Source organism: Bacteroides sp. 3_1_23 (assembly GCF_000162555.1).
Taxonomy (GTDB): Bacteria; Bacteroidota; Bacteroidia; order Bacteroidales; family Bacteroidaceae; genus Bacteroides; species Bacteroides ovatus.
Genome location: NZ_GG774955.1, coordinates 324,351 through 345,962, shown reverse-complemented (window position 1 = coordinate 345,962; position 21,612 = coordinate 324,351). Strand labels below are relative to the sequence as shown.

The 21,612-nt window shown below is 42.5% G+C and carries 14 protein-coding genes; 5 read left to right on the top strand and 9 right to left on the bottom strand.

Going from position 1 to position 21,612, the window contains the following annotated elements:
* Window positions 1-42 precede the first annotated feature (42 nt).
* The 3 genes from nuoL to HMPREF9010_RS05305 are packed head-to-tail and all read left to right on the top strand — an operon-like array spanning window position 43 to window position 4,907.
* Window positions 43-1,932, top strand: coding sequence for an NADH-quinone oxidoreductase subunit L (gene nuoL, locus HMPREF9010_RS05295; protein ID WP_004305340.1), 1,890 nt, complete (start codon window positions 43-45; stop codon window positions 1,930-1,932).
* A 13-nt stretch (window positions 1,933-1,945) separates the two neighbouring features.
* Window positions 1,946-3,430 (top strand): NuoM family protein, encoded by a 1,485-nt coding sequence (locus tag HMPREF9010_RS05300; RefSeq protein ID WP_004305342.1) that lies wholly within the window; start codon window positions 1,946-1,948, stop codon window positions 3,428-3,430.
* Between the two features lie 37 nt (window positions 3,431-3,467).
* Window positions 3,468-4,907 carry an NADH-quinone oxidoreductase subunit N gene (locus HMPREF9010_RS05305; RefSeq protein ID WP_008650691.1) on the top strand — a complete coding sequence of 480 codons (1,440 nt, stop codon included), beginning with the start codon at window positions 3,468-3,470 and terminating at the stop codon, window positions 4,905-4,907.
* Window positions 4,908-5,047: 140 nt separating this feature from the next.
* Here HMPREF9010_RS05305 and HMPREF9010_RS05310 read toward each other — a convergent pair whose 3' ends face one another.
* The 3 genes from HMPREF9010_RS05310 to HMPREF9010_RS05320 all read right to left on the bottom strand — a co-directional run bounded on the left by HMPREF9010_RS05310 (window position 5,048) and on the right by HMPREF9010_RS05320 (window position 12,016).
* Entirely contained in the window at window positions 5,048-7,858 is a 2,811-nt protein-coding gene (locus HMPREF9010_RS05310; RefSeq protein WP_008650690.1) for an ATP-binding protein, read from the bottom strand.
* 191 nt (window positions 7,859-8,049) lie between these two features.
* On the bottom strand, window positions 8,050-9,258 hold the full coding sequence (locus HMPREF9010_RS05315; RefSeq protein ID WP_008650688.1) for a hypothetical protein: 1,209 nt from the start codon (window positions 9,256-9,258) through the stop codon (window positions 8,050-8,052).
* 43 nt (window positions 9,259-9,301) lie between these two features.
* The gene (locus HMPREF9010_RS05320; RefSeq protein WP_008650687.1) at window positions 9,302-12,016 is read right to left on the bottom strand and encodes a TonB-dependent receptor; all 2,715 of its coding nucleotides are present in this window, start codon (window positions 12,014-12,016) and stop codon (window positions 9,302-9,304) included.
* Between the two features lie 456 nt (window positions 12,017-12,472).
* On the opposite strand from HMPREF9010_RS05320, the gene HMPREF9010_RS05325 reads away from it, so the two are divergent.
* Complete coding sequence (locus tag HMPREF9010_RS05325) at window positions 12,473-14,038, top strand: ATP-binding protein (RefSeq protein WP_008642103.1); 1,566 nt, start codon at window positions 12,473-12,475, stop codon at window positions 14,036-14,038.
* A 26-nt stretch (window positions 14,039-14,064) separates the two neighbouring features.
* Here HMPREF9010_RS05325 and HMPREF9010_RS05330 read toward each other — a convergent pair whose 3' ends face one another.
* From HMPREF9010_RS05330 to HMPREF9010_RS0124680, 4 genes are read right to left on the bottom strand one after another with little or no spacing between them, the layout of a single operon-like run.
* Window positions 14,065-14,961 (bottom strand): AraC family transcriptional regulator, encoded by an 897-nt coding sequence (locus HMPREF9010_RS05330; RefSeq protein WP_004315639.1) that lies wholly within the window; start codon window positions 14,959-14,961, stop codon window positions 14,065-14,067.
* A gap of 34 nt (window positions 14,962-14,995) precedes the next feature.
* Entirely contained in the window at window positions 14,996-16,336 is a 1,341-nt protein-coding gene (locus HMPREF9010_RS05335) for a mechanosensitive ion channel family protein (protein ID WP_004315638.1), read from the bottom strand.
* A 37-nt stretch (window positions 16,337-16,373) separates the two neighbouring features.
* Entirely contained in the window at window positions 16,374-17,402 is a 1,029-nt protein-coding gene (locus tag HMPREF9010_RS0124685) for a DUF4435 domain-containing protein (protein ID WP_032852879.1), read from the bottom strand.
* A gap of 22 nt (window positions 17,403-17,424) precedes the next feature.
* On the bottom strand, window positions 17,425-18,288 hold the full coding sequence (locus HMPREF9010_RS0124680; RefSeq protein ID WP_004315636.1) for an AAA family ATPase: 864 nt from the start codon (window positions 18,286-18,288) through the stop codon (window positions 17,425-17,427).
* 122 nt (window positions 18,289-18,410) lie between these two features.
* Here HMPREF9010_RS0124680 and HMPREF9010_RS05340 point away from each other — a divergent pair, with 122 nt between their 5' ends.
* Window positions 18,411-19,328 carry a DMT family transporter gene (locus tag HMPREF9010_RS05340; protein WP_004315635.1) on the top strand — a complete coding sequence of 306 codons (918 nt, stop codon included), beginning with the start codon at window positions 18,411-18,413 and terminating at the stop codon, window positions 19,326-19,328.
* Between the two features lie 90 nt (window positions 19,329-19,418).
* Here the strand turns inward: HMPREF9010_RS05340 and meaB are convergent, their stop codons facing one another.
* Together meaB and HMPREF9010_RS05350 are read right to left on the bottom strand one after the other, a co-directional pair.
* On the bottom strand, window positions 19,419-20,510 hold the full coding sequence (gene meaB, locus HMPREF9010_RS05345) for a methylmalonyl Co-A mutase-associated GTPase MeaB (RefSeq protein ID WP_008650667.1): 1,092 nt from the start codon (window positions 20,508-20,510) through the stop codon (window positions 19,419-19,421).
* Between the two features lie 11 nt (window positions 20,511-20,521).
* Window positions 20,522-21,589, bottom strand: a complete 1,068-nt coding sequence (locus tag HMPREF9010_RS05350; protein ID WP_004301426.1) for a DUF1573 domain-containing protein — start codon at window positions 21,587-21,589, stop codon at window positions 20,522-20,524.
* Between the last annotated feature and the right edge of the window lie 23 nt (window positions 21,590-21,612).

Below are 21,612 nucleotides of genomic sequence, written 5' to 3'. Positions count from 1 at the left end.
AAGAACAAATAATAATAAATCAAGTAATAAAAATAAAACTGTATGGAACTAACAATTCTAATACTCCTTCTTCCTTTCTTCTCCTTTCTCATACTGGGAATCGGAGGTAAATGGATGTCCCACCGGACAGCGGGCACAATTGGCACGCTGATACTGGGAGCAGTAGCGGTACTATCCTACGTTACAGCTATCCAATATTTCTCGGCTCCACGACTGGAAGACGGAACATTCGCCACACTGATACCTTACAACTTCACGTGGCTTCCTTTTACAGAGACCTTACACTTTGATTTGGGCATCCTGCTCGATCCTATATCAGTAATGATGTTGATTGTTATCTCTACCGTGTCACTGATGGTACATATCTACTCTTTCGGTTACATGAAAGGAGAAGTCGGTTTTCAACGCTATTACGCTTTCCTATCCCTGTTTACCATGTCTATGCTGGGATTGGTCGTTGCAACCAACATCTTCCAGATGTACCTTTTCTGGGAACTGGTGGGGGTAAGTTCTTACCTGCTAATCGGTTTTTATTATACAAAACCGGCTGCCATCGCTGCTTCCAAGAAAGCGTTTATTGTTACTCGCTTTGCTGATTTGGGTTTCCTGATCGGTATCCTGATTTACGGATATTATGGTGGTACATTCGGATTTACCCCGGACACGGTATCCTTGATAAGCGGTGGAGCTTCTATGCTCCCGTTGGCTCTCGGATTGATGTTTGTCGGTGGTGCCGGTAAAAGTGCCATGTTCCCGTTGCATATCTGGTTGCCGGATGCAATGGAAGGTCCTACTCCGGTCAGTGCATTGATTCATGCGGCTACAATGGTCGTTGCCGGTGTATATTTGGTGGCACGTATGTTCCCGCTTTTCATTGCCTATGCACCGAATACGTTGCACATGGTTGCTTGGGTAGGTGCATTCACCGCATTCTATGCAGCAAGTGTGGCTTGCGTACAATCAGATATTAAACGCGTACTGGCTTTCTCTACCATTTCACAGATTGGTTTCATGATGGTAGCTCTGGGTGTTTGTACTTCCATGGATCCTCACGAAGGAGGTTTGGGCTACATGGCTTCCATGTTCCACCTCTTCACACATGCTATGTTTAAGGCATTGCTCTTCCTCGGTGCAGGTAGTATCATTCATGCTGTACATTCTAACGAAATGTCCGCGATGGGAGGTTTACGCAAATATATGCCGATCACTCACTGGACATTCCTGATTGCTTGTCTTGCTATTGCCGGTATTCCTCCGTTCTCGGGCTTCTTCTCGAAAGATGAAATTCTGGCTGCTTGCTTCCAATACAGCCCTGTAATGGGATGGGTAATGACAGTAATTGCTGCGATGACTGCTTTCTATATGTTCCGTCTGTACTACGGTATTTTCTGGGGCAAGGAAAACAAAGAACTCCACGCACACCACACACCACATGAAAGTCCGCTGGCTATGACTTTCCCGCTGATGTTCCTGGCAGTAGTAACTTGTGGAGCCGGATTTATTCCTTTCGGACACTTCATCAGTTCGAATGGTGAATCTTATTCTATCCATCTCGATCCGTCGGTGGCTATTACAAGTGTTGTCATTGCGATTATTTCGATTGCAATCGCTACATGGATGTACAAGAATGCCAAACAACCAGTTGCCGATTCATTGGAAAAACAGTTCAAAGGTCTGCACAAGGCTGCTTATAACCGCTTCTATATTGACGATATATACCAGTTTATCACGCATAAGATTATCTTCCGCTGCATCTCTACTCCTATCGCATGGTTCGACCGTCATGTAGTGGATGGATTCTTTGATTTCCTGGCATGGGCAACCAACACAACAAGCGACGAGATCCGTGGTTTGCAAAGTGGTCAGGTACAACAATATGCGTATGTGTTCCTTTGCGGTGCACTGGCACTTATCCTACTATTAATCTTATAAAGCACAGAACGATATGAATTTCTTATCAATATTCGTACTTATCCCCTTATTGATGCTGGCCGGACTCTGGGCAGCACGAGGAATCAAAGCCATCCGAGGGGTTATGGTTACTGGCGCATCGGCACTTCTGATTGCCTCCGTCGTACTTACATTCCTGTATCTGGGAGAGCGTAGTGCCGGAAACACGGCAGAAATGCTTTTCCGTGCAGATACGCTTTGGTATGCCCCGCTTCACATATCCTATTCAGTAGGTGTTGACGGAATTTCGGTAGCCATGTTGTTATTGTCCGCTGTCATTGTGTTCACCGGTACATTCGCTTCCTGGCGTCTGCAACCGCTGACAAAAGAATATTTCCTCTGGTTCACCCTATTGTCTATGGGAGTATTCGGATTCTTTATATCCGTCGATTTATTCACCATGTTCATGTTCTACGAAATCGCATTGATACCGATGTACCTGTTGATTGGTGTATGGGGATCAGGACGTAAAGAATATGCAGCCATGAAGCTGACCCTCATGTTGATGGGTGGTTCTGCCTTCCTGCTGATCGGTATTCTCGGAATCTATTTTGGTTCGGGAGCAACGACCATGAATCTTCTTGAAATCGCACAGTTGCACAACATACCTTTTGCACAGCAATGCATCTGGTTCCCGCTGACTTTCCTTGGTTTCGGTGTATTAGGTGCCCTTTTCCCGTTCCATACATGGAGCCCTGACGGTCACGCTTCCGCCCCGACTGCCGTATCTATGCTTCATGCCGGAGTATTGATGAAACTGGGAGGTTACGGATGTTTCCGTATCGCCATGTATCTGATGCCGGAAGCTGCTAACGAACTTTCATGGATATTCCTGATATTGACAGGTATCTCTGTAGTTTACGGTGCATTCTCCGCTTGCGTACAGACCGACTTGAAATATATTAATGCTTATTCATCCGTATCTCACTGCGGACTGGTTCTTTTCGCTATTCTGATGCTGAATCAGACAGCAGCAACAGGAGCTATCCTTCAGATGCTTTCACACGGATTGATGACAGCCTTATTCTTTGCTCTTATCGGTATGATTTATGGACGTACACACACACGTGACGTTCGCGAGCTTGCCGGCTTAATGAAAGTGATGCCGTTCCTTAGTGTATGTTATGTAATTGCCGGTCTTGCCAACCTCGGTCTGCCGGGATTAAGTGGTTTTATTGCTGAAATGACTATTTTCGTCGGCTCTTTCCAGAACAACGACCAGTTCCACCGTGTACTGACTATCATCGCTTGTTCTTCGATTGTGATTACTGCAGTCTACATTCTGCGTCTGGTAGGTAAAATTCTATACGGAACCTGCACCAACAAACATCATCTCGAACTGACTGATGCGACTTGGGACGAACGTGTAGCCGTTATCTGCCTCATCGTTTGTGTAGCCGGACTAGGTATGGCTCCTTTCTGGGTTAGCCACATGATTGGTGAAAGTGTACTCCCCGTAGTCTCACAACTGATTCCATAACCTTTAATTTTTAATCTTTAATAATTAATTTGTAAATATGGATTATTCACAATTTCTATATATGCGAGAAGAGCTGTCGCTCATAGCTGTCCTACTGCTGCTATTTCTAGCTGACCTCTTCATGAGTCCGGATGCACACAAAAATGGTGGGAAAGCACGCCTGAATACAATGTTGCCCGTTATTCTGATGGCTATCCATACAGCTATCAACTTAATTCCGGGGACTGCTGCCGATGCCTTCGGTGGCATGTATCACTATGTACCGATGCACACAGTGGTTAAATCCATTCTGAACGTCGGCACACTGATTGTTTTCCTGATGGCGCACGAATGGATGAAAAGAGAAGATACTTCATTCAAGCAAGGAGAATTCTATGTACTTACCCTCTCTACCTTGTTTGGTATGTACCTCATGATTTCCGCCGGACACTTCCTGATGTTCTTCATCGGACTGGAAACTGCTTCTATCCCGATGGCAGCACTGATTGCCTTTGACAAATACCGTCACAACTCTGCCGAAGCAGGTGCCAAATACATTCTGACAGCTCTTTTCTCCAGTGCATTGCTGTTATTTGGTCTGTCCATGATCTATGGTTCTGCCGGGACTCTTTATTTCGATGACCTCCCTGCCCATATCAACGGAAGTCCGTTACAGATCATGGCATTTATATTCTTCTTCACAGGAATGGCATTCAAGTTATCACTGGTTCCGTTCCACTTATGGACAGCAGACGTTTACGAAGGCGCTCCGAGTGCAGTTACCGCTTATTTGAGTGTTATATCAAAAGGATCGGCAGCATTTGTATTATTGGCCGTCCTTATCAAAGTATTCGCTCCAATGATTAATGACTGGCAGGAAGTACTTTATTGGGTAACCATCGCTTCTATCACTATTGCCAATATATTTGCTGTCCGTCAGCAAAACCTGAAACGTTTGATGGCGTTCTCCAGTATTTCGCAAGCGGGATATATTATGTTAGGCGTTATCGGTGGTACAGCACAAGGCATGACGGCATTGGTATATTATGTATTAGTGTACGCTGCCGCCAACCTCGGAGTATTTGCCGTAATTACTATTGTGGCATTACGCAGTCAGAAATTTACACTCGAAGATTACGCAGGACTTTATAAAACGAATCCCAAAATCGCTCTTTTGATGACTCTGTCTCTGTTCTCATTGGCAGGCATTCCTCCGTTTGCCGGATTCTTCTCTAAGTTCTTTATCTTCATGGCTGCTTTCGATGCAGGTTTCCACTTGCTGGTATTCATCGCATTGGTAAATACAGTGATTTCGTTGTATTACTATCTATTGATTGTAAAAGCAATGTATATCACTCCTTCCGACAACCCAATTCCTACTTTCCGCAGCGACCGCTGCACAAAATGGGGACTGGCACTTTGCACGCTGGGTATCATCGGACTGGGTATTGCAAGTATTGTATATCAATCAATCGATAAACTGTCGTTCGGAATTTAAACGGACTACACCTTTTCACCAAAGAAACGGTCTTGGTTTCATGTCAGTATCAATCGACATCAAAACCAAGACCGTTTCTTCTATATAAAAACCACTTTTATTAATGAGGAAGGAAGATATTCACCTGCCTCATTACCACTCTACCGGGCACAGCCCACCTCTTCCGTCACGATCACCCCGGGAATAGTAAACCAAAACCTTGATCCTTTTCCTTTTTCAGAATCAACACCAATCCGCCCACCTAATTGTTCAACGATGCTCTGACAGATAGAAAGTCCCAATCCTGTACCGTGTACAAAAGAATTAAGCTTCACGAAACGCTCAAAGATATGTGGCAACTGCTCTTTTTCAATACCGATGCCTGTATCTTCAACATAGAATTCCAATTCGCCATCTTTTAGTTTATATCCCACATGAATACTACCTTCAGAGGTAAATTTCATTGCATTGTTAACAAAATTAGAGATCACCTGATGTATACGGTTACGGTCACTAATGACATGACAAACCGGAAGGTGATTATCAAGTACCAGTTCCACCTCTTCTTTCGCTTTCATCCCCATAGAGCGGACAATATCCTCACATAACAGATTTACATCTACATCTCCGTTGGTAAACTCAAATGTACCCGCTTCAATCTTCGACAAATCGAGTATATCTGAAATTAATTGCAACAAAAGATCATTATTCTCACGTACAATCTTAATATACTCCTGACGTTCTGACAACTCTTCAGTTTCCACCAACAAATCGGAGAAACCGACAATGGCATTCAGCGGCGTACGGATTTCATGGCTCATATTGGCAAGGAAAGCACTTTTCAAACGATCCATCATCTCTGCTTTATCGCGTGCCTGAATCAATTCGGCTTCAGTCTCCTTCAATTCTGTAATGTCATAATTGATACCGATGATTTCTATTTCATTTTCCTCCGGTTTATAATTAGTGACCATCACATTACTACTCACCCAATTCCATTCATTCTTCGTTCCGGGACGACGAATACGCATCTCACCCTGAAAATGCCTTCTTTTTCCGTCTCTGACTTCATCATAAAAATCAAGGAAACGCTTACGGTCTTCAGGGTGCATTTGGGTATAAACACCCACAACCTCATCCAAAAGCGTATCTTCCTCCTCACCTAAATTCTTATACCACTGTTTTATAGCATATCCTTTGCGATTCAAGAGATTCAACTTGGCATAACCTACTTTTGCATAATCGGATATCATCAGGAAGAAATTCTCAAAATCACGGATACGATTCATTGCATCAATCCGTTCGGTATTATCAATACTTATTAATATATATCCGCTGAAGTTGCCCTCATTATCATACAATTTACTAACCTTCGAATACAGTTCTATCGCATTAGAACGATTTGTCTCATAATATCCCTCCGCCTGTTCAAAAGAATAATTAAGCCTAAAATCTACTAAATCTTCATTCCGTACACGATCACGTATGTTCTGCGGCACATTCGGATTATCAAAGAAGTTAACTCCGATCACATCCGACTTATTCACTACACCGAATATCTCCAAATCCTTATTATTCAGGTCTATCAAATAGCCATCCTTATCGTAGATCTCTACTCCTGCCGGAATATTAGCAAATATGTTCTGAAAGAGCTTCTCGCTACGGTCCAATGCCCGGTTAGCTTGTACCGATCCTGTAGAATCGAGGAACAAACCGACTATTTCATCTTTTCCGGGAGAATAAATAACCCAATGCGTATACCGTTCCGTTCTTGGAAAATATTCATCTTTCTCCCTATAAGAATTACTATCCAGTATTTCTTCCAGAAAATTAAGTTTTTGGAGATAGTCAGGATGCTTTTCAGATGCCAAAGAACCAATATACGACTCCAAAGGAAGCCCGAAAAAGGTTGAACTGACCTCATTCGCATCCGTCACCCGATAATCGCAAGGTTTATTATTCTCGTCACGGATAATGGACATACGTATATATCCCATCGGCATAAAATGAAACAGATTATTTAGGAAAGTCTGTTCACGGATTACCTTGTCCTTAGTTTTACGCAACTCGATACAGATATTTATAATATTTCCCAATGAGGAGAACCATTGAAAATCTTCATTACTCCAGTCATGGTAAGTCTCAACCAAATCAATCCCCATATATCCCCAAACGCGGTCGCCTGTCATCAAAGGAGTCACCATTAACGATTTGATTCCCTGAACTACAAGAATCTGATATTCATCAGGAGCCTCTTCTAATAACTGCTCCAGTGTATTTAAAATAATCGGCTTGCCCGATAATATCTGTTCACTCCACCATTTTGACTCACTGGCAGGCATGTCCTGCAGATTGTCTATCTCTGCCGATACCCCTTCAGAAACAACTTCGTAGATACAACTATGATGGGCATAAATTTCGTCGTATTCAAAAATATAAACACGTCCTTTTCCATTATAAAGATTCAGAATATCTCTCAAAATATCTGCGATACAAGATTCTACTGCCTCATCACGTAGGAAACGAAGCAACGATTGCGAAACAAAATTCTGACGACAAAGCAAATCATTCACACGCCTTAATGCATCCCTTTGATCTTCTTCCTTGGGAGCCTCAACGCGCTGGATTATTCCGAAAGCCTTATCACCTCCATCAACACCTGTACCCTTCTCACGAAAAGCCAGACGAGTATGCAACCAGACCTCGCCATATTTTGAATGAATAGGGAAAGTTTGTTCATAAAAGTCCTTATGGATAGAAGAATTTGCCCGGAACTCCTGGGCAATCTGCTTGCGATAATCTTCACGTATCAGGTTCAGAAAATCCGAAGTAGAGATGGTGTCGCCGTCCAATCCCAAAAGATCAGAAAGATAATCGGAACATAAATAATATCCTGCCGTTAAATCTACTTCCCACCACCCGATTTGTGCAAGAGAAGCCATTTTTCTGTATCGCTCGTTGTCTGTTTGCATATTTTGTATCATTGTAAAACAATAGGTTGACAAATATACAAAAAAGGTAATCACTCATACCATAAAGGAGCAAATAAAAAAGCTAAAAGAAGATTACGAAAATAAATAAATAGAATATGGGAGAATCTGTTTGCTACAAATTCTCCCACACCTCCTATTGAAAAATACGGACTCCGCTAACCTATATCTTATTATAATGAGGAAATATTATATCCAGTCCAAGTAAACAGGGATGCATCTGCACCAGTATTCGTAGTCGGCTCGGTAAATGTATTCAATGTACCGTTCAGCTTATTCTTAAAACTCAATGTATGGGTGATGCTGATGCTGGAAGCTGCACTTCCTGCCCCTTTACTGTCATTCATATCAATCAAATCGATTGTACCGCCGGAACCTTTGACAAGGGCATTGGTGATCGTAGCTTTTGCTCCACGACGGATTTTAATCACGTCTTGCATACGGTCTGCATTATCCGTTGTATTGGCAGCATTATTTACGATTGTCATATTTTCAACCGCAAAGTCTGACTGACGTAAATGATCCGGATAAATGCCATCCAAGTTACCATCTGCTTCAATGCCGCGCGGATCTGCTTCCGTACTAGTATAACCGCTTTCCCAAACACCATAGCAGTTTTTCAATTTACCGGAATATCCTTGAGTGAAGTCGAACATATCATCATCCGGGTTCACAGCCAACAGGTTGGTTACATTCACCGTACCGCCAAAGAATTCGATGGCATCATCCGCGCTCTCAAGAATGTAGATATTCTCGATCTTGGTACCGTTTCCAACACCGTTCAGTGTCAATCCGTTGTGCTCGATATCAGCAGTAGAGCGGGCACCGGCATAGCAGATTTTCACATAAGTCAGTGAACCGGAATTGTCATTATCAACATTACCACCGTATTTTAAGTTGTTGTCGATTTCCGTCAGACCTGTATCACTCTTATTGGCGTTCGAACCGGAAATCGGAGCTTTACCATTGATAATGATTCCTCCCCAATAGCCGGATGTAGGGGTTGTTGAATTGGCAGTGAAAACAATCGGTTTATCAGCTGTACCGTCAGCATAAAGTTTACCGCCTTGTGCTACCAGCAGATAACTGCTGAAACCTTCGCGAGCCTTAATTGTTGTTCCGGCAGGGATATTCAGACGGCCTCCATTTTCAATGACTACCGTTCCGTTCAGAATATATTCCTTAGCTTCCAGTGTCTGTTCTCCGGTCAGCGTGCCGGACAGGATATTTTCGCCCACAACAATAGAGCTACCGGTCCCACCGTTGTTTCCACCATCTCCGTTACCATCACCGTCTCCGTCACTATCACTGCTACATGCAGTTAATGTAAGTGTTGTTGCCATAACGGCAAACGTCATAAAGTTCACAAACAATCTTTTCATTTTGCTTTCATTATTAGTTAATAATCTTATTTCATCACCCGGCTTAGAATGTACACGACACTCCCAGGCTTATATTTATTCCTTTCTTATAATCATTCAATATCACCTTTTCCCCGTTTTCGTTCGCTTTGCGGCTTAACTTATAAGAGGGATTCAGCAGGTTGCGGGCTTTCAGGTTAAGCGAAAGATGCTTGTTCAGTTTGGCTTGGGACACAAAATCCAGTGTCAGTACTCCCTGCTCCATTATATCCTGATAGCCCTGTGTGCCAATGGTATATATCTTATCACTCACATAATTAAGTACCAATGTATTGACAAAACTGCGTTCTCCTTTCGTGAAGTTATGCGAGAGGTCGAAATTGACAATCCACGGTGCGGCTCCTTCCAGTTGCGAACCGGTGGTAACCGTTGCCAAAGGCATTTTTGCATTCGTGTAGATATAAGAGCCATTCAATCCCAAAGAGAGTTTATTCATTCCGTGCGCAGCATTACTCACCGGACGGACAAACAGATTCTTACGTATTTCTATCTCCACTCCTGCCACGGTTGCCTTATCCGCTATATTCTCATAAGAAAGATAACCTCCGGCGCTTGCCACTTCAATGCGGGATATCGGATTCTTAATCAATTTATAGAAAGCCGTAAGAGAAATCAACTCGGTCGGAGTGGGATTAAAGTCCCACTTCAGATCAAGGTTATAATTATCCGAAGGTTTCAGATTGGGGTTACCCTGACTGTTGAAGTTCACGCCGACATAACGGTAAGGAGATATTTCCTTTGCCTGCGGAAGCGTATATGTTTTACTAGCTCCCAGACGAAACGAGTTTTTATCATTCAGATTGTATTTGAGATTCAAGCTGGGCAGGAAATAATCTTTTTGGATGGTATTGTTTCCTTTAGAGCCTCCACGATTCACATTGTAATCCACTTCAATATCTACCTTGTCGTATTTCAGTCCCAGATTCACAATCCAACGGGGAGTAAACTGGTAGGTAGCCTCGGCATAAGCGGAATGAATATTCTTTTTTACGATATATTCATCTAAGTTCTTTTGTATCTTGAACCAGTCGGAAGCAAAGTTTTCCTGATTATAATAATCGTCAAGCGAGAAGTCGTCTAAAGAAGGGATGGCAGAAACATGTCCTACGGTCAGGTTATATTCCGTGGCTTTGAAGTTATCATCTACGAATCGGCCTGTATATCCGAAACGGACATTCGAAATCTCTTCTATATTATCTTTCAGACGATAGACCAAGCCTGCTTTTACATTCAAGTCGTCTTCATCTAAAGTTGAGAAATAGCGCTGTTGTGAGTTGCCCCTTAGCAACGTATAGCCGTCTTCCGCTTTAGTCAGGTTATTGATTCGACGATCTGGTTCATAGCCTTTCACCATATTATAGGAAGCACCTGCATCAAGACTTAATGATTTGGTCAATCCCCAGTTAGTCATTAGTTGGTTAACGATCAGCATATTGTCATTCGTTTGTTGGCGACGGGTGAATCCAAGGTTTTCATAGTCGTCACTAAAAATCGAGTTCTTGCCGTTGTAATCGCCCACCGACTGGGTATTGGCATGAATCATCATCAAATTATAACTGATGTGATGACGGTTCTGCATATCGAAATCCACATTGGCAAGTGCCAGTTGACTGATATTCTCCGCATACTTCTTTCCATTCATATCTTTGTAGACCGTACCGCTGGTAGTTGTATTACGTATGATTTCATCCGTATACTGATAGTCCGTCGTATGTCCGGCGGTCAGGAAGAAAGAAAACGGATTTTTGTCTTTTCCGACATAGAATCGTTTACCTCCGGAAATACTGTAACTCCGGTTGATTTGAAGATGTTGAGCGGAAGGGTCTAACTTATTTCTGAAGTTCCATGAGTTTTCATCGGCATGTTCGGTACGATTGGCAAAGCCCATGAAGTTCACTCCATCCTGTTTCAGAAAATCGGCTGCTACCGTTTGTGTATTCAAGCCACCGGAAATGCCGAATCCCAGATGACCGCTACCAATTAGTTCTTTGGATACAATATCAATGGTTGCCCCTCCGACATCGCTGCTGCCCCCCGCGTTGAATGCTTTCTTTACACCTACAGACTGAATAATGTCCGTACCGAAGAAATCAAGAGAGATATTCTTATATTCCGGGTCTTCGGAAGGAAGAGCAAATCCATTAAAAGTAGTTGCATTGTACCGGTCTCCCAATCCACGGACAAAGACATTTTTCACTCCGTCTTGTTTAGACACTCCGGCAACTTTCGTCACAGCACCTTCTGCATCCGAAACACCTTTGCGGGAAAGCTCCCTGACACCAACAGATTGTACGGCAATGACTGCTTTTTGCTGTTCGAGCAACAGCATATTCTCATTTTCCCTATTCTTCTTAGCTACAACCACCACATCGGCAAGTTCCTGTGCATCGGTTTCCAACTCCAGATTCAGTATCACCAGTTTTCCATTCTCCACACGCACTTTACGGCGCACTTCCGTTTTGTAACCTACATATTTAATCTCAATATCATACATACCTTCCAGAACGCCCATGCTGTTCAATTCGAAATTACCCTCCATATCGGTCACTGCTCCGGCTTGAGTTCCGAGCAAACGTATCGTAGCTCCTATCAAAGGTTCCTTGGATAGTTTGTCTTTCACAGCTCCTTTAATCTTGATATTGGCAGCCAATGCAGGAAGTACACACAACAGGCAAAAGAAGGCCGCCACTGAAAATCGGATAAGAAATAGTTTTTTCATCTAACTTTGCTCTACGTTTTAATTACGTCGGCAAAGATAGAGGGTGAGCATTACAACCGTAAGACGAAAAAAATACAATCTATTGAAAGAGTCATTGCAAGATGATGACAAGATGTTACAAACGTATTATCAATCAGTTACGCTATTAGTTTAACTTGTTTATAAGCAAATTTAAGACCGGAACTTCACTCTTTTATCTCTCATTATGCATAAAATTAATCGGCTGACAGTTGTGAGAAGGTGAAAATTTTGGCTGATAGTGTATTTCCACCCGCTTGTCGTCAAAGATATGTTTCACCGCTTTTCAATGCATTACGCAAAGAAACACCGATAGCTCCTTTCCCACTAAGTATATATCCAACGTTGGACTTTCTTAAAAAAAGAACAGGCATAATTGACTTGAAACTAAATATCATTATCTTTGTGAATGTTTCACGCTAAAAACAGATATGCGTCATGGAAGAGAATTTCAGAAGATATCCGATAGGAATACAGAACTTTGAAGATTTACGCAATAATGATTGTGTCTATGTTGATAAAACAGAATTGATTTATCGTTTGACTCATACAAATAAAGTCTATTTTCTAAGTCGTCCCCGACGCTTTGGGAAAAGTTTGCTGGTTTCTACACTAGAAGCTTATTTCCTGGGAAAAAAAGAACTGTTTCAAGGCTTGGCTATGGAGACTCTGGAAAAGGATTGGACGGTCTACCCGGTACTACACTTTGATTTTAGTGTGAGTAAATATATAACCGCTGATATGCTGTCAGCCGTTATTAACCGCCAATTGCTTTTATGGGAGAAAATTTATCAACGGGAAGAAGGAGAAACGACTTTCAGTTTACGTTTTGAAGGAATTATTCGTCGTGCTTACAAACAGACGGGTAAACAGGTGGTGGTATTAATAGATGAGTATGACTCACCAATGCTGGACAGCAATCATAATGATGAAGTTCAAAAGGAAATACGTAATATCATGCGGGATTTCTTTAGTCCACTGAAAGCCCAGGGACAGTATCTTCGCTTCTTATTATTGACAGGTATCAGCAAATTCAGCCAAATGAGTATCTTCAGCGAGTTGAATAACTTGCAGAATATCAGCATGAGGGATGATTACAGTGCTATCTGTGGCATCACCGAACAAGAACTGCGCACGCAATTGCAAATTGATATTGAACAAATGGCCCAAGCCAACAAGGAAACATACGAGGAAGCCTGTGTACATTTGAAACAACAATATGACGGTTATCATTTCAGTAAGAATTGTGTAGACATTTATAACCCATTTAGTCTATTCAATGCATTTGCGCAAAAGAGTTATGAGAATTTTTGGTTTTCGACTGGTACTCCCACTTTCCTGATAGATATTCTGCAAGAAAGCGATTTTGATATCCGGGAACTGGATAACACGACCGCCACCGCCGAACAGTTTGATGCACCTAGCAATAGAATCACCGATCCTCTTCCGGTGCTCTACCAAAGCGGTTATCTCACAATTAAGGGATATGATCCGGATTTCCAACTGTATACACTGGCTTATCCCAACAAAGAAGTAAGAAAAGGATTTATCGAATCGCTGATGCCCGCTTATGTGCATCTGCCTGCACGAGAGAATACATTTTATGTAGTGTCCTTTATTAAAGACTTGCGTATCGGTCATTTAGAGGAATGTCTGGAAAGACTGAAATCTTTCTTTGCGTCTATCCCGAATAAACTGAACAACAAGGAAGAGAAACATTACCAAACTATCTTTTATCTGTTTTTCCGGCTGATGGGACAGTATATAGATGTGGAAGTGGATACAGCCATTGGAAGAGCAGACGCGGTTGTGAAACTTCAAGATACCATCTATGTTTTTGAATTTAAAGTAGATGGTACACCCGAAGAAGCATTAACGCAGATTAACAGCAAAAAGTATGCTATTCCGTATCAGGCGGATCACAGGAAAATAGTTAAAGTAGGTGTAAACTTTGACAGTGCCACACGAACGATTGGTGAATGGAAGATAGAACTCGGGAGTTAATCACCGAGTTCATAAAAGAGAATGCGCTAAATCAATTTCTTTTTCTTCCGGTAGTTCTCACGAAACTCTTTAGGCGAACAACTCTTTTTCTTCTTGAAGATCCGGTTGAAATTGGAAAGGTTATTAAAACCGCACTCATAACAAATCTCAGCGATAGACATCGTAGAATCTACCAGCAACCGGGAAGCAAAGCCCAGCCGAATATCAATGATATAATCAGAAAGATTCTTGCCTGTACGCAGTTTGAAAAAGCGGCTGAATGACACATCCGTCATCCCAACCATATCAGCCAACTGCCCCAGACGTATTTCTTCCTGATAATGTGTATTGATGTACTCCTGCACTTTCTGCACACGCCGGCTGTCCGAATGAATATCTATCTTGGCAAAAGACGAACTGGACAAGGTACGCGCTTCTTCTTCAAAGAGAGAAAGTTCATACAGGATTGTCATAAACTTAATGACCGCATAAAATCCTTGCTTCTCGGAAGCAAGCGTATCCAGCAACGGATATATTTTGAGTATGGCAGACATCGGGAAACAAAGCCCTTTTTGTGCTTTATCCAGCATCCGGCGGATAGAGTCGAACTGATTCTTATTGATAAAGCTCTTGAAGAAAAGATCGGAAGAAAACTGAATCGTAATCTCCCGTATCTCTTTCGAATGGCAGTCGTTCTGTTCCCAGACGTGTTCCAAATCTTTTCCTGTTATCAATACCAAATCATAATCACCTATCACTTCGGAAGAGTCTCCTACAATCCGCCTTACTCCGGCTGCCTTTTCGGTGAAGTTCAATTCAAACTCGGAGTGGTTGTGTATAGGATAAGTGAATTCCGTTTTATAACGTTCCGCAATGTAAAAGCAATCCTTATCTGACAAAGGAGTGATTTCACGGATAATCTGGTTGGATAACGGTGTAGTCATAGTAATTACAATTTATAAGCGTTTTATCGTTTGATTAGTTTTCTATCTTTACCCCTATCTGATGCAGGTCTGCCCCCGACGGGTTTTGGAAGACACGCAAGTCGAATTCGGGAATAATGGCAAGCACATGATCGAAAACATCTGCCTGTATGCCTTCGTAGGCAACCCATACTTTATTGGCAGAAAAGAAATAAAGTTCCAACGGGATACCGGTTTCGGTAGGCTGAAGCTGACGTACCATGCAGGTCAGGTCTTGGTTGACAGTAGGCAGATTCTTCAGATAGTTAGTCAGATAGGCACGGAAAACTCCCAGGTTTGTTTGCCGGCGTCCATTCACTAACACAGAGTTGTCGATATGATGTTCCTTATTATATTCTTCCACTACCTTTTCCGTTTCATCCACATAGTCTTTCAACAGTTGTATCTTCCGGTATTTTGCCAACATCTCCGGTGTACAGAAATGCACACTGGTCATGTCTATATTGATGGAACGTTTCACACGACGTCCGCCGGATTCCTGCATTCCCTGCCAGTTTTGGAAAGAATCACTAATCAATAGATAAGGAGGAATGGTGGTGATGGTATTATCGAAGTTACGTATTTTTACGGTATTCAATGTTACTTCTATCACCGTACCGTCCGCACCGTATTTCGGCATCGTGATCCAATCGCCCACCTTCAGCATATTATTGGCGGAAAGCTGGATACCGGAGACAAATCCCATGATACTGTCCTTGAAAACTAACATCAGAACCGCAGCGGAAGCTCCCAATCCGGTCAGCAACACCACCGGACTTTGCTTTATCAGAATACTGATAATGATGATAGCTCCTATAAAGAAGAGAATGACTTGCGCTGTCTGCAAAAGCCCCTTCAAAGGTTTGTCTTTATATTGTTCACGCGCGCTATATACCAGATACACAGCCGTAAACAAAGCACTGACGAAGCGAAGAAAGACTGCAAGGATATAAATCATGCAAAGTCTTCGAAGAAAATCAAGCAAAGCAGAGTCTGCATGTTCGGGGAAAGCAATAGGAATAGATATATAAATCAATATAGGCGCCACCATCCTGCTGATGTTCACCATTACTTTATCATTAAATACAATATCATCCCAAGTAGCTTTTGTCTGTCTCACCAATTTAGCCACGGTACGCAGAATAATCTTGCGGCAAATCAGATTGGCCAGTAATGCTATTCCAATAATAAACAATAAGATGATAAAGTTATCAATCTTATCAGCCATAGCTTCATCCACTCCCATCGAGAGCAAAGCATGATTCACTTCTTGCATCACCACATTACCTGCTTCTTCCGGTTGCCCGTTTGCCAATGCCACACTCACTGTATCAACCACTTCTTTTACTTCTTTCATAAGCAATCGTCTCTCTCTTTTTTAGTTTTTCTTTTATTTATGATCTCTGTTTCTTTTCTTCTTTATTCTTTCCTTCTTCCAAATATTCACTGATATCCTGCCGTAGCCAATCATAATGGAAGAGCCTTTTGTAGGCTACATTCTTCTTGAGCATGATTTCTACGTTCACCTGGCTGTTCTGATAACAAGTCAGTTCGTTTTTGAACTGTTCATTGTGTTCGGCCAGCCGCTTGATTTCCTGTTCCCGTTCACGGCGCAATACGGTGCAGACTGGAATCAGTAGTTTCATTACCACATTATCCATCACATGGTGTCCCTGCATATACAAGTAAGTAGTTTCCGGCACCAAGCCCAGCTCTTTAAATTCAGTCCGCAATCCATTCACCTGATTGATGTTATGGGGAAATTTCTTTTTCAACTCTGCCAACTTCTGATTAACCCGTTGTTGAAGGGATTCCAGACTCTTTTCCGGATGCCGGAGATTAATCTCGCGCAAAGAAGTATAAGTATGGAAATCGTACATGGGGAAAGTGTAAGTATCCCGTTGGCGATAGAACCATACGTTCCAGAGGAAAAGCGGATATACTATTTCAGAGTACTTCTTCAGGTAGAAGTTGAAATCTAAAATGGAACGGTCATTCAACGTAGCCTGCACACATACTTCGTGAAGGCTTTCGGCAAAACAATGATAGTTTTCAATAGCATAGGTATAAGTCTGAAAAATATACCTGTTCCGATTGATTTTACGGGAAGTATTGGTAGCTCCCTGCAACAGGAAATCATAGTCACTGTCCACACAGGCAATCAGACTTCTCCCCAATTCGGCTGTATTCAGCGTGTTCATGAGTACCATCTTTTTTCCTTTTGCCAGGGAAGTGGCCGAAGGAAGCATCACTTGGAAATAGTGTTCGTCGTCTTCAAACTCTTCAAGCAATGTGCGCCAGAAAGCGATGTCGTCATAGCTTTCTACGTAAGCGATGATACGTCGGCGGGCTTTCTTCGGATAAAGCTTATGGGCGGCATTGAAATAAGAAGAAGTCAGATTATCTCGTAGTGAAGTTGCCATTTGTTCTATTACAGGTTACGAATTACAAATTACAGTTGGGAGAATCCTTGTCGAGCTTGTGCCCTACGGTGGTAGATATATCGCTTACTTCTGTCACGGCATCCAGCCAGCCTTCCATAATGACGGCAGGCGAATGGGTAGTCAGGATAATCTGCACATTCGGATTCAGTTCACGTATCATAGCAATCAGTTTCTGCTGCCATTCTATATGAAGGGAGGCTTCCGGCTCATCCATAAACAACACACAATGGCTGTTGTCCTGCACGAGTACGGTCAGCAGGATAACCAGCATTTGCTTTTCACCGGACGACAGTTTATAAGGGAATAATAGTTCGCCATCCTGATAGAAAGCGATATCGTTCCGTTTCCGGTCTATCTTTTTGCGTGTATAGCTGAACAGTTCGTCAATCATATCCTGAAAACGACGTTTGGCTACAGATAATGTAGCTGCTTTACGACGCTCTTCTTCATCAGTGCTGGAAAGCATTTCAATCATCTTATTACCAATGTTGACCTGATAATCGAGGTAACGGCGTTGCAAGAGATAGAGTTGCCAGTCCAGTTCAGACTTTACATTCTTGTCGGCCATGCGGGCTGTGAAGTCACCCATAATCAGGGGACGGTCGTAGCTTCGGATGACGTCATAAGGAATATAGGTTGCCTGGGGATTGTCGAAAAAGAGACGCACTCCGTTCTTCTCGTCACTTTTCATTTCACCGGAAAGTTCTTCGAGGTATCCCACCGAACGGTTCAGAATGGTAGTCTTCCCCACTCCGTTGATGCCGGAGAGGATGTTCACATCGGGACGCAAATCCCATCCTATATTAAAGCGTTCCCATAGTCCGTGTATCTCGATACGACGGATATAATTGGCTTGTTGTTCCATAATATTCAAGTTTAATCAAGGCAAATATAAACAAATCATACGATAAAAGACTACCTTTGCAACCGTTTTCTCTATTTGATTGTTAATGATATCAGAGATATGGTAAAATAAATAGTATCAACATGGACAAAAGTAAGAACCTGTATGGTCATTTGTTTGCGCTTACAGCAAACGTTATGTGGGGATTAATGTCTCCCATCGGTAAGTCGGCTCTTCAAGAGTTTTCTCCAATTTCTGTCACTACATTCCGCATGGTGGGGGCAGCAGCCGCTTTCTGGATCCTTTCCATGTTTTGCAAACAGGAACATGTGAATCATCAAGATATGCTGAAAATCTTCTTTGCTTCACTGTTTGCGCTAGTATTCAATCAAGGAGTGTTTATCTTCGGACTTTCTATGACTTCTCCTATTGATGCTTCTATCGTAACTACCACTCTACCGATTGTAACAATGGTTGTAGCGGCCATTTACTTGAAAGAACCTATTACCAATAAGAAAGTACTGGGAATTTTTATAGGTGCTATGGGAGCGCTCATTCTCATTATGAGTAGCCAGGCAGGAAGCAACGGAAATGGAAGCCTGATTGGCGACTTGCTTTGTCTCGTTGCGCAAATCAGTTTTTCCATATACCTGACTGTATTCAAAGGATTGTCTCAACGATATTCGGCAGTAACGATTAATAAATGGATGTTCATATATGCTTCAATGTGTTACATTCCGTTCTCCTATTATGATATTTCTACGATTCAATGGACTTCTGTTTCCACTGTCGCCATTCTACAGGTACTTTATGTCGTATTAGGAGGTAGCTTCCTCGCGTATCTCTGCATTATGACTGCACAGAGGCTGCTCCGTCCTACGGTAGTCAGTATGTACAATTATATGCAACCGATCGTGGCTACGATTGCGGCAATCGCGATGGGTATCGGAAGTTTCGGCTGGGAGAAAGGAATCGCTATCGCGCTCGTATTCCTGGGAGTATATATTGTGACTCAAAGTAAATCAAGAGCTGATCTTGAAAAAGCAGAAAAGCCTCATTAATAGTACAAGCGGGTAGAAAGACTGACGTTTCCTACCCGCTTATGCTAAATGTATTCTTTAAGAATCAGAATCTTATTATCATTTAAAGTCTTATTTCAAATCCTCAAAATAAGTATCGAGCAGACTTCTTGCAGCTATAAACGAAGTCAGGTTGCCTTTCAATACCTGCTGTTCTTTTTCTAAGAGCATTGTTTCAATCTTCGGATTATGATAAAAGCTGTCACGAAGTTGTTCATTGATGCTTTCATACATCCAATATTTACTTTGCTCGTTGCGACGATATTCAAAATAGCCGTTTTCTTTTACGAAGTCAATGTATTCGTAAATCATATCCCAGACCTCCTTTACTCCCAGGTTATAAAAACCGGAGTAAGTCAATACTTTGGGAATCCATCCGGATTCAGGTGCAGGAAACAGATGCAATGCATTACGGAATTGAGTGGCAGCCAACTTGGCACGTTCCAGATTATCTCCATCGGCCTTATTGATAACGATACCATCCGCCATCTCCATAATACCACGCTTAATCCCTTGCAGTTCATCGCCCGTACCGGACAACTGAATCAACAGGAAAAAATCAACCATCGAGTGAACAGCCGTTTCGCTCTGTCCCACTCCTACTGTTTCCACAAAAATTTTATCAAATCCGGCAGCCTCACAAAGAATAATCGTTTCACGTGTTTTGCGTGCCACTCCTCCCAAAGAACCGGCTGACGGGCTAGGGCGGATGAACGATTTAGGATGTACGGAAAGCTGCTCCATACGGGTTTTATCTCCCAAGATACTGCCTTTACTACGCTCACTGCTAGGGTCGATGGCCAATACCGCCAGTTTACCCCCCTTTTCGAGCACGTGCAGACCGAATACATCTATGGATGTACTCTTTCCCGCACCGGGAACGCCGCTGACACCAATCCGTATCGAATTACCGGAAAATGGCAGACACTTCTCAATGATTTCCTGTGAGACAGCCTGATGTTCAGGCTTTACGCTTTCCACCAATGTCACAGCCTGACTCAATATAGTGACATCACCTTTTACGATACCTTCTACAAACTCTGCTACTGAAAGTTGGCGTTTCTTAGGTTTCCGCTTTAAGTAGGGATTCACAGATGAGGGTTGCTCAATGCCTTTATTGACAACAAGCCCCTTATATTCTTCACTATTTTCAGGATGTTCCATAATCATAGGATTTAGCGTTTGATATTGATTTCGACTTTCGGGCGTAACGGATCATTTGTTATCATCAGGATACGTAAATGATGCTTCTTATTACCTACGTCACGCTTACGAATAGTTACTTTGAGCTTCGTCATTCCATCCGGAGGAAGGACTGTCTTCTTCAGGCTCACTCCTACCGATGAATTGAATACCTGCAACTTACTGATGACTAACGGAGTCTTTCCGGAATTAGCTATCAATATATCATGGCTTACCTTATTCTTCTTTATCAACGGGATACTAAGATCAATATCCGTTTCCGAAATGTGCATGGCAGGAGCGTTCAAAGAATCTTTTTCCGTCATACGTGAGAAGTCGGGAAGAAGAATGGCCGAAACCGGTATTTCATTATCTTCGCTCACCTTATCACCGGAGAAACGGGAAAGGTAGACAGAAGTCTGTGTCAATCCGTAATCTTTTAGCTGGCTTGCATCCAGCGTCAGTTTGATAGTTCCTTTCTTGCCTTTCAACAAGACTTTGGGTTCCGCTTCCATTTTCAGATAAGGAGGCAGATGCATCAATACCGGTTCGTAAGGACGATCCGAAAGATTGGCGATATCAAAGGTCAATGAAGGCTGCTGTCCGCGATAGACATCGGGGAAAGCAAACTCATCACGATCTAAACGAATATTTCCGATTGTATAAGGAAGTAGCTTTGTATAATCTTTTATTTCCTGCACTACTTCACCGGTAAACTTCAGATAGACCAAGCTCGGACTGGCATTGCTATATATTCCTATCGACTTTTCAAAATGTCCTAACGCTTTTGCGTCAAAAGAAGCTTTTACGACTCCTTTTCCTCCCGGAGCAATCGGTTCTTTGGTCCAGTCGGCCACGGCACAGGCACAAGAGGTTGTGACGTTGGTCAGTACCAATGGCTGGTTTCCCGTGTTAGTGATGGTATATTCCACTGTCACCGGACGTTTCCACTCAATTTGTCCGAAGTTATGTGTCTCTTTATTTGAAGAGATACGAGGTTGGGCAACGGCTGCCAAAGCGACAGTAAGTAAAGATAATATAGATAGTAAACTACGTTTCATGCGATATTTTTTATTTTGGTGCA

Coding starts and splice junctions, on each gene's coding strand:
- nuoL (WP_004305340.1), top strand. CDS start 43: ATGGAACTAACAATTCTAATACTCCTTCTTCCTTTCTTCTCCTTTCTC.
- HMPREF9010_RS05300 (WP_004305342.1), top strand. CDS start 1,946: ATGAATTTCTTATCAATATTCGTACTTATCCCCTTATTGATGCTGGCC.
- HMPREF9010_RS05305 (WP_008650691.1), top strand. CDS start 3,468: ATGGATTATTCACAATTTCTATATATGCGAGAAGAGCTGTCGCTCATA.
- HMPREF9010_RS05310 (WP_008650690.1), bottom strand. CDS start 7,858: ATGCAAACAGACAACGAGCGATACAGAAAAATGGCTTCTCTTGCACAA.
- HMPREF9010_RS05315 (WP_008650688.1), bottom strand. CDS start 9,258: ATGAAAAGATTGTTTGTGAACTTTATGACGTTTGCCGTTATGGCAACA.
- HMPREF9010_RS05320 (WP_008650687.1), bottom strand. CDS start 12,016: ATGAAAAAACTATTTCTTATCCGATTTTCAGTGGCGGCCTTCTTTTGC.
- HMPREF9010_RS05325 (WP_008642103.1), top strand. CDS start 12,473: ATGGAAGAGAATTTCAGAAGATATCCGATAGGAATACAGAACTTTGAA.
- HMPREF9010_RS05330 (WP_004315639.1), bottom strand. CDS start 14,961: ATGACTACACCGTTATCCAACCAGATTATCCGTGAAATCACTCCTTTG.
- HMPREF9010_RS05335 (WP_004315638.1), bottom strand. CDS start 16,336: ATGAAAGAAGTAAAAGAAGTGGTTGATACAGTGAGTGTGGCATTGGCA.
- HMPREF9010_RS0124685 (WP_032852879.1), bottom strand. CDS start 17,402: ATGGCAACTTCACTACGAGATAATCTGACTTCTTCTTATTTCAATGCC.
- HMPREF9010_RS0124680 (WP_004315636.1), bottom strand. CDS start 18,288: ATGGAACAACAAGCCAATTATATCCGTCGTATCGAGATACACGGACTA.
- HMPREF9010_RS05340 (WP_004315635.1), top strand. CDS start 18,411: ATGGACAAAAGTAAGAACCTGTATGGTCATTTGTTTGCGCTTACAGCA.
- meaB (WP_008650667.1), bottom strand. CDS start 20,510: ATGGAACATCCTGAAAATAGTGAAGAATATAAGGGGCTTGTTGTCAAT.
- HMPREF9010_RS05350 (WP_004301426.1), bottom strand. CDS start 21,589: ATGAAACGTAGTTTACTATCTATATTATCTTTACTTACTGTCGCTTTG.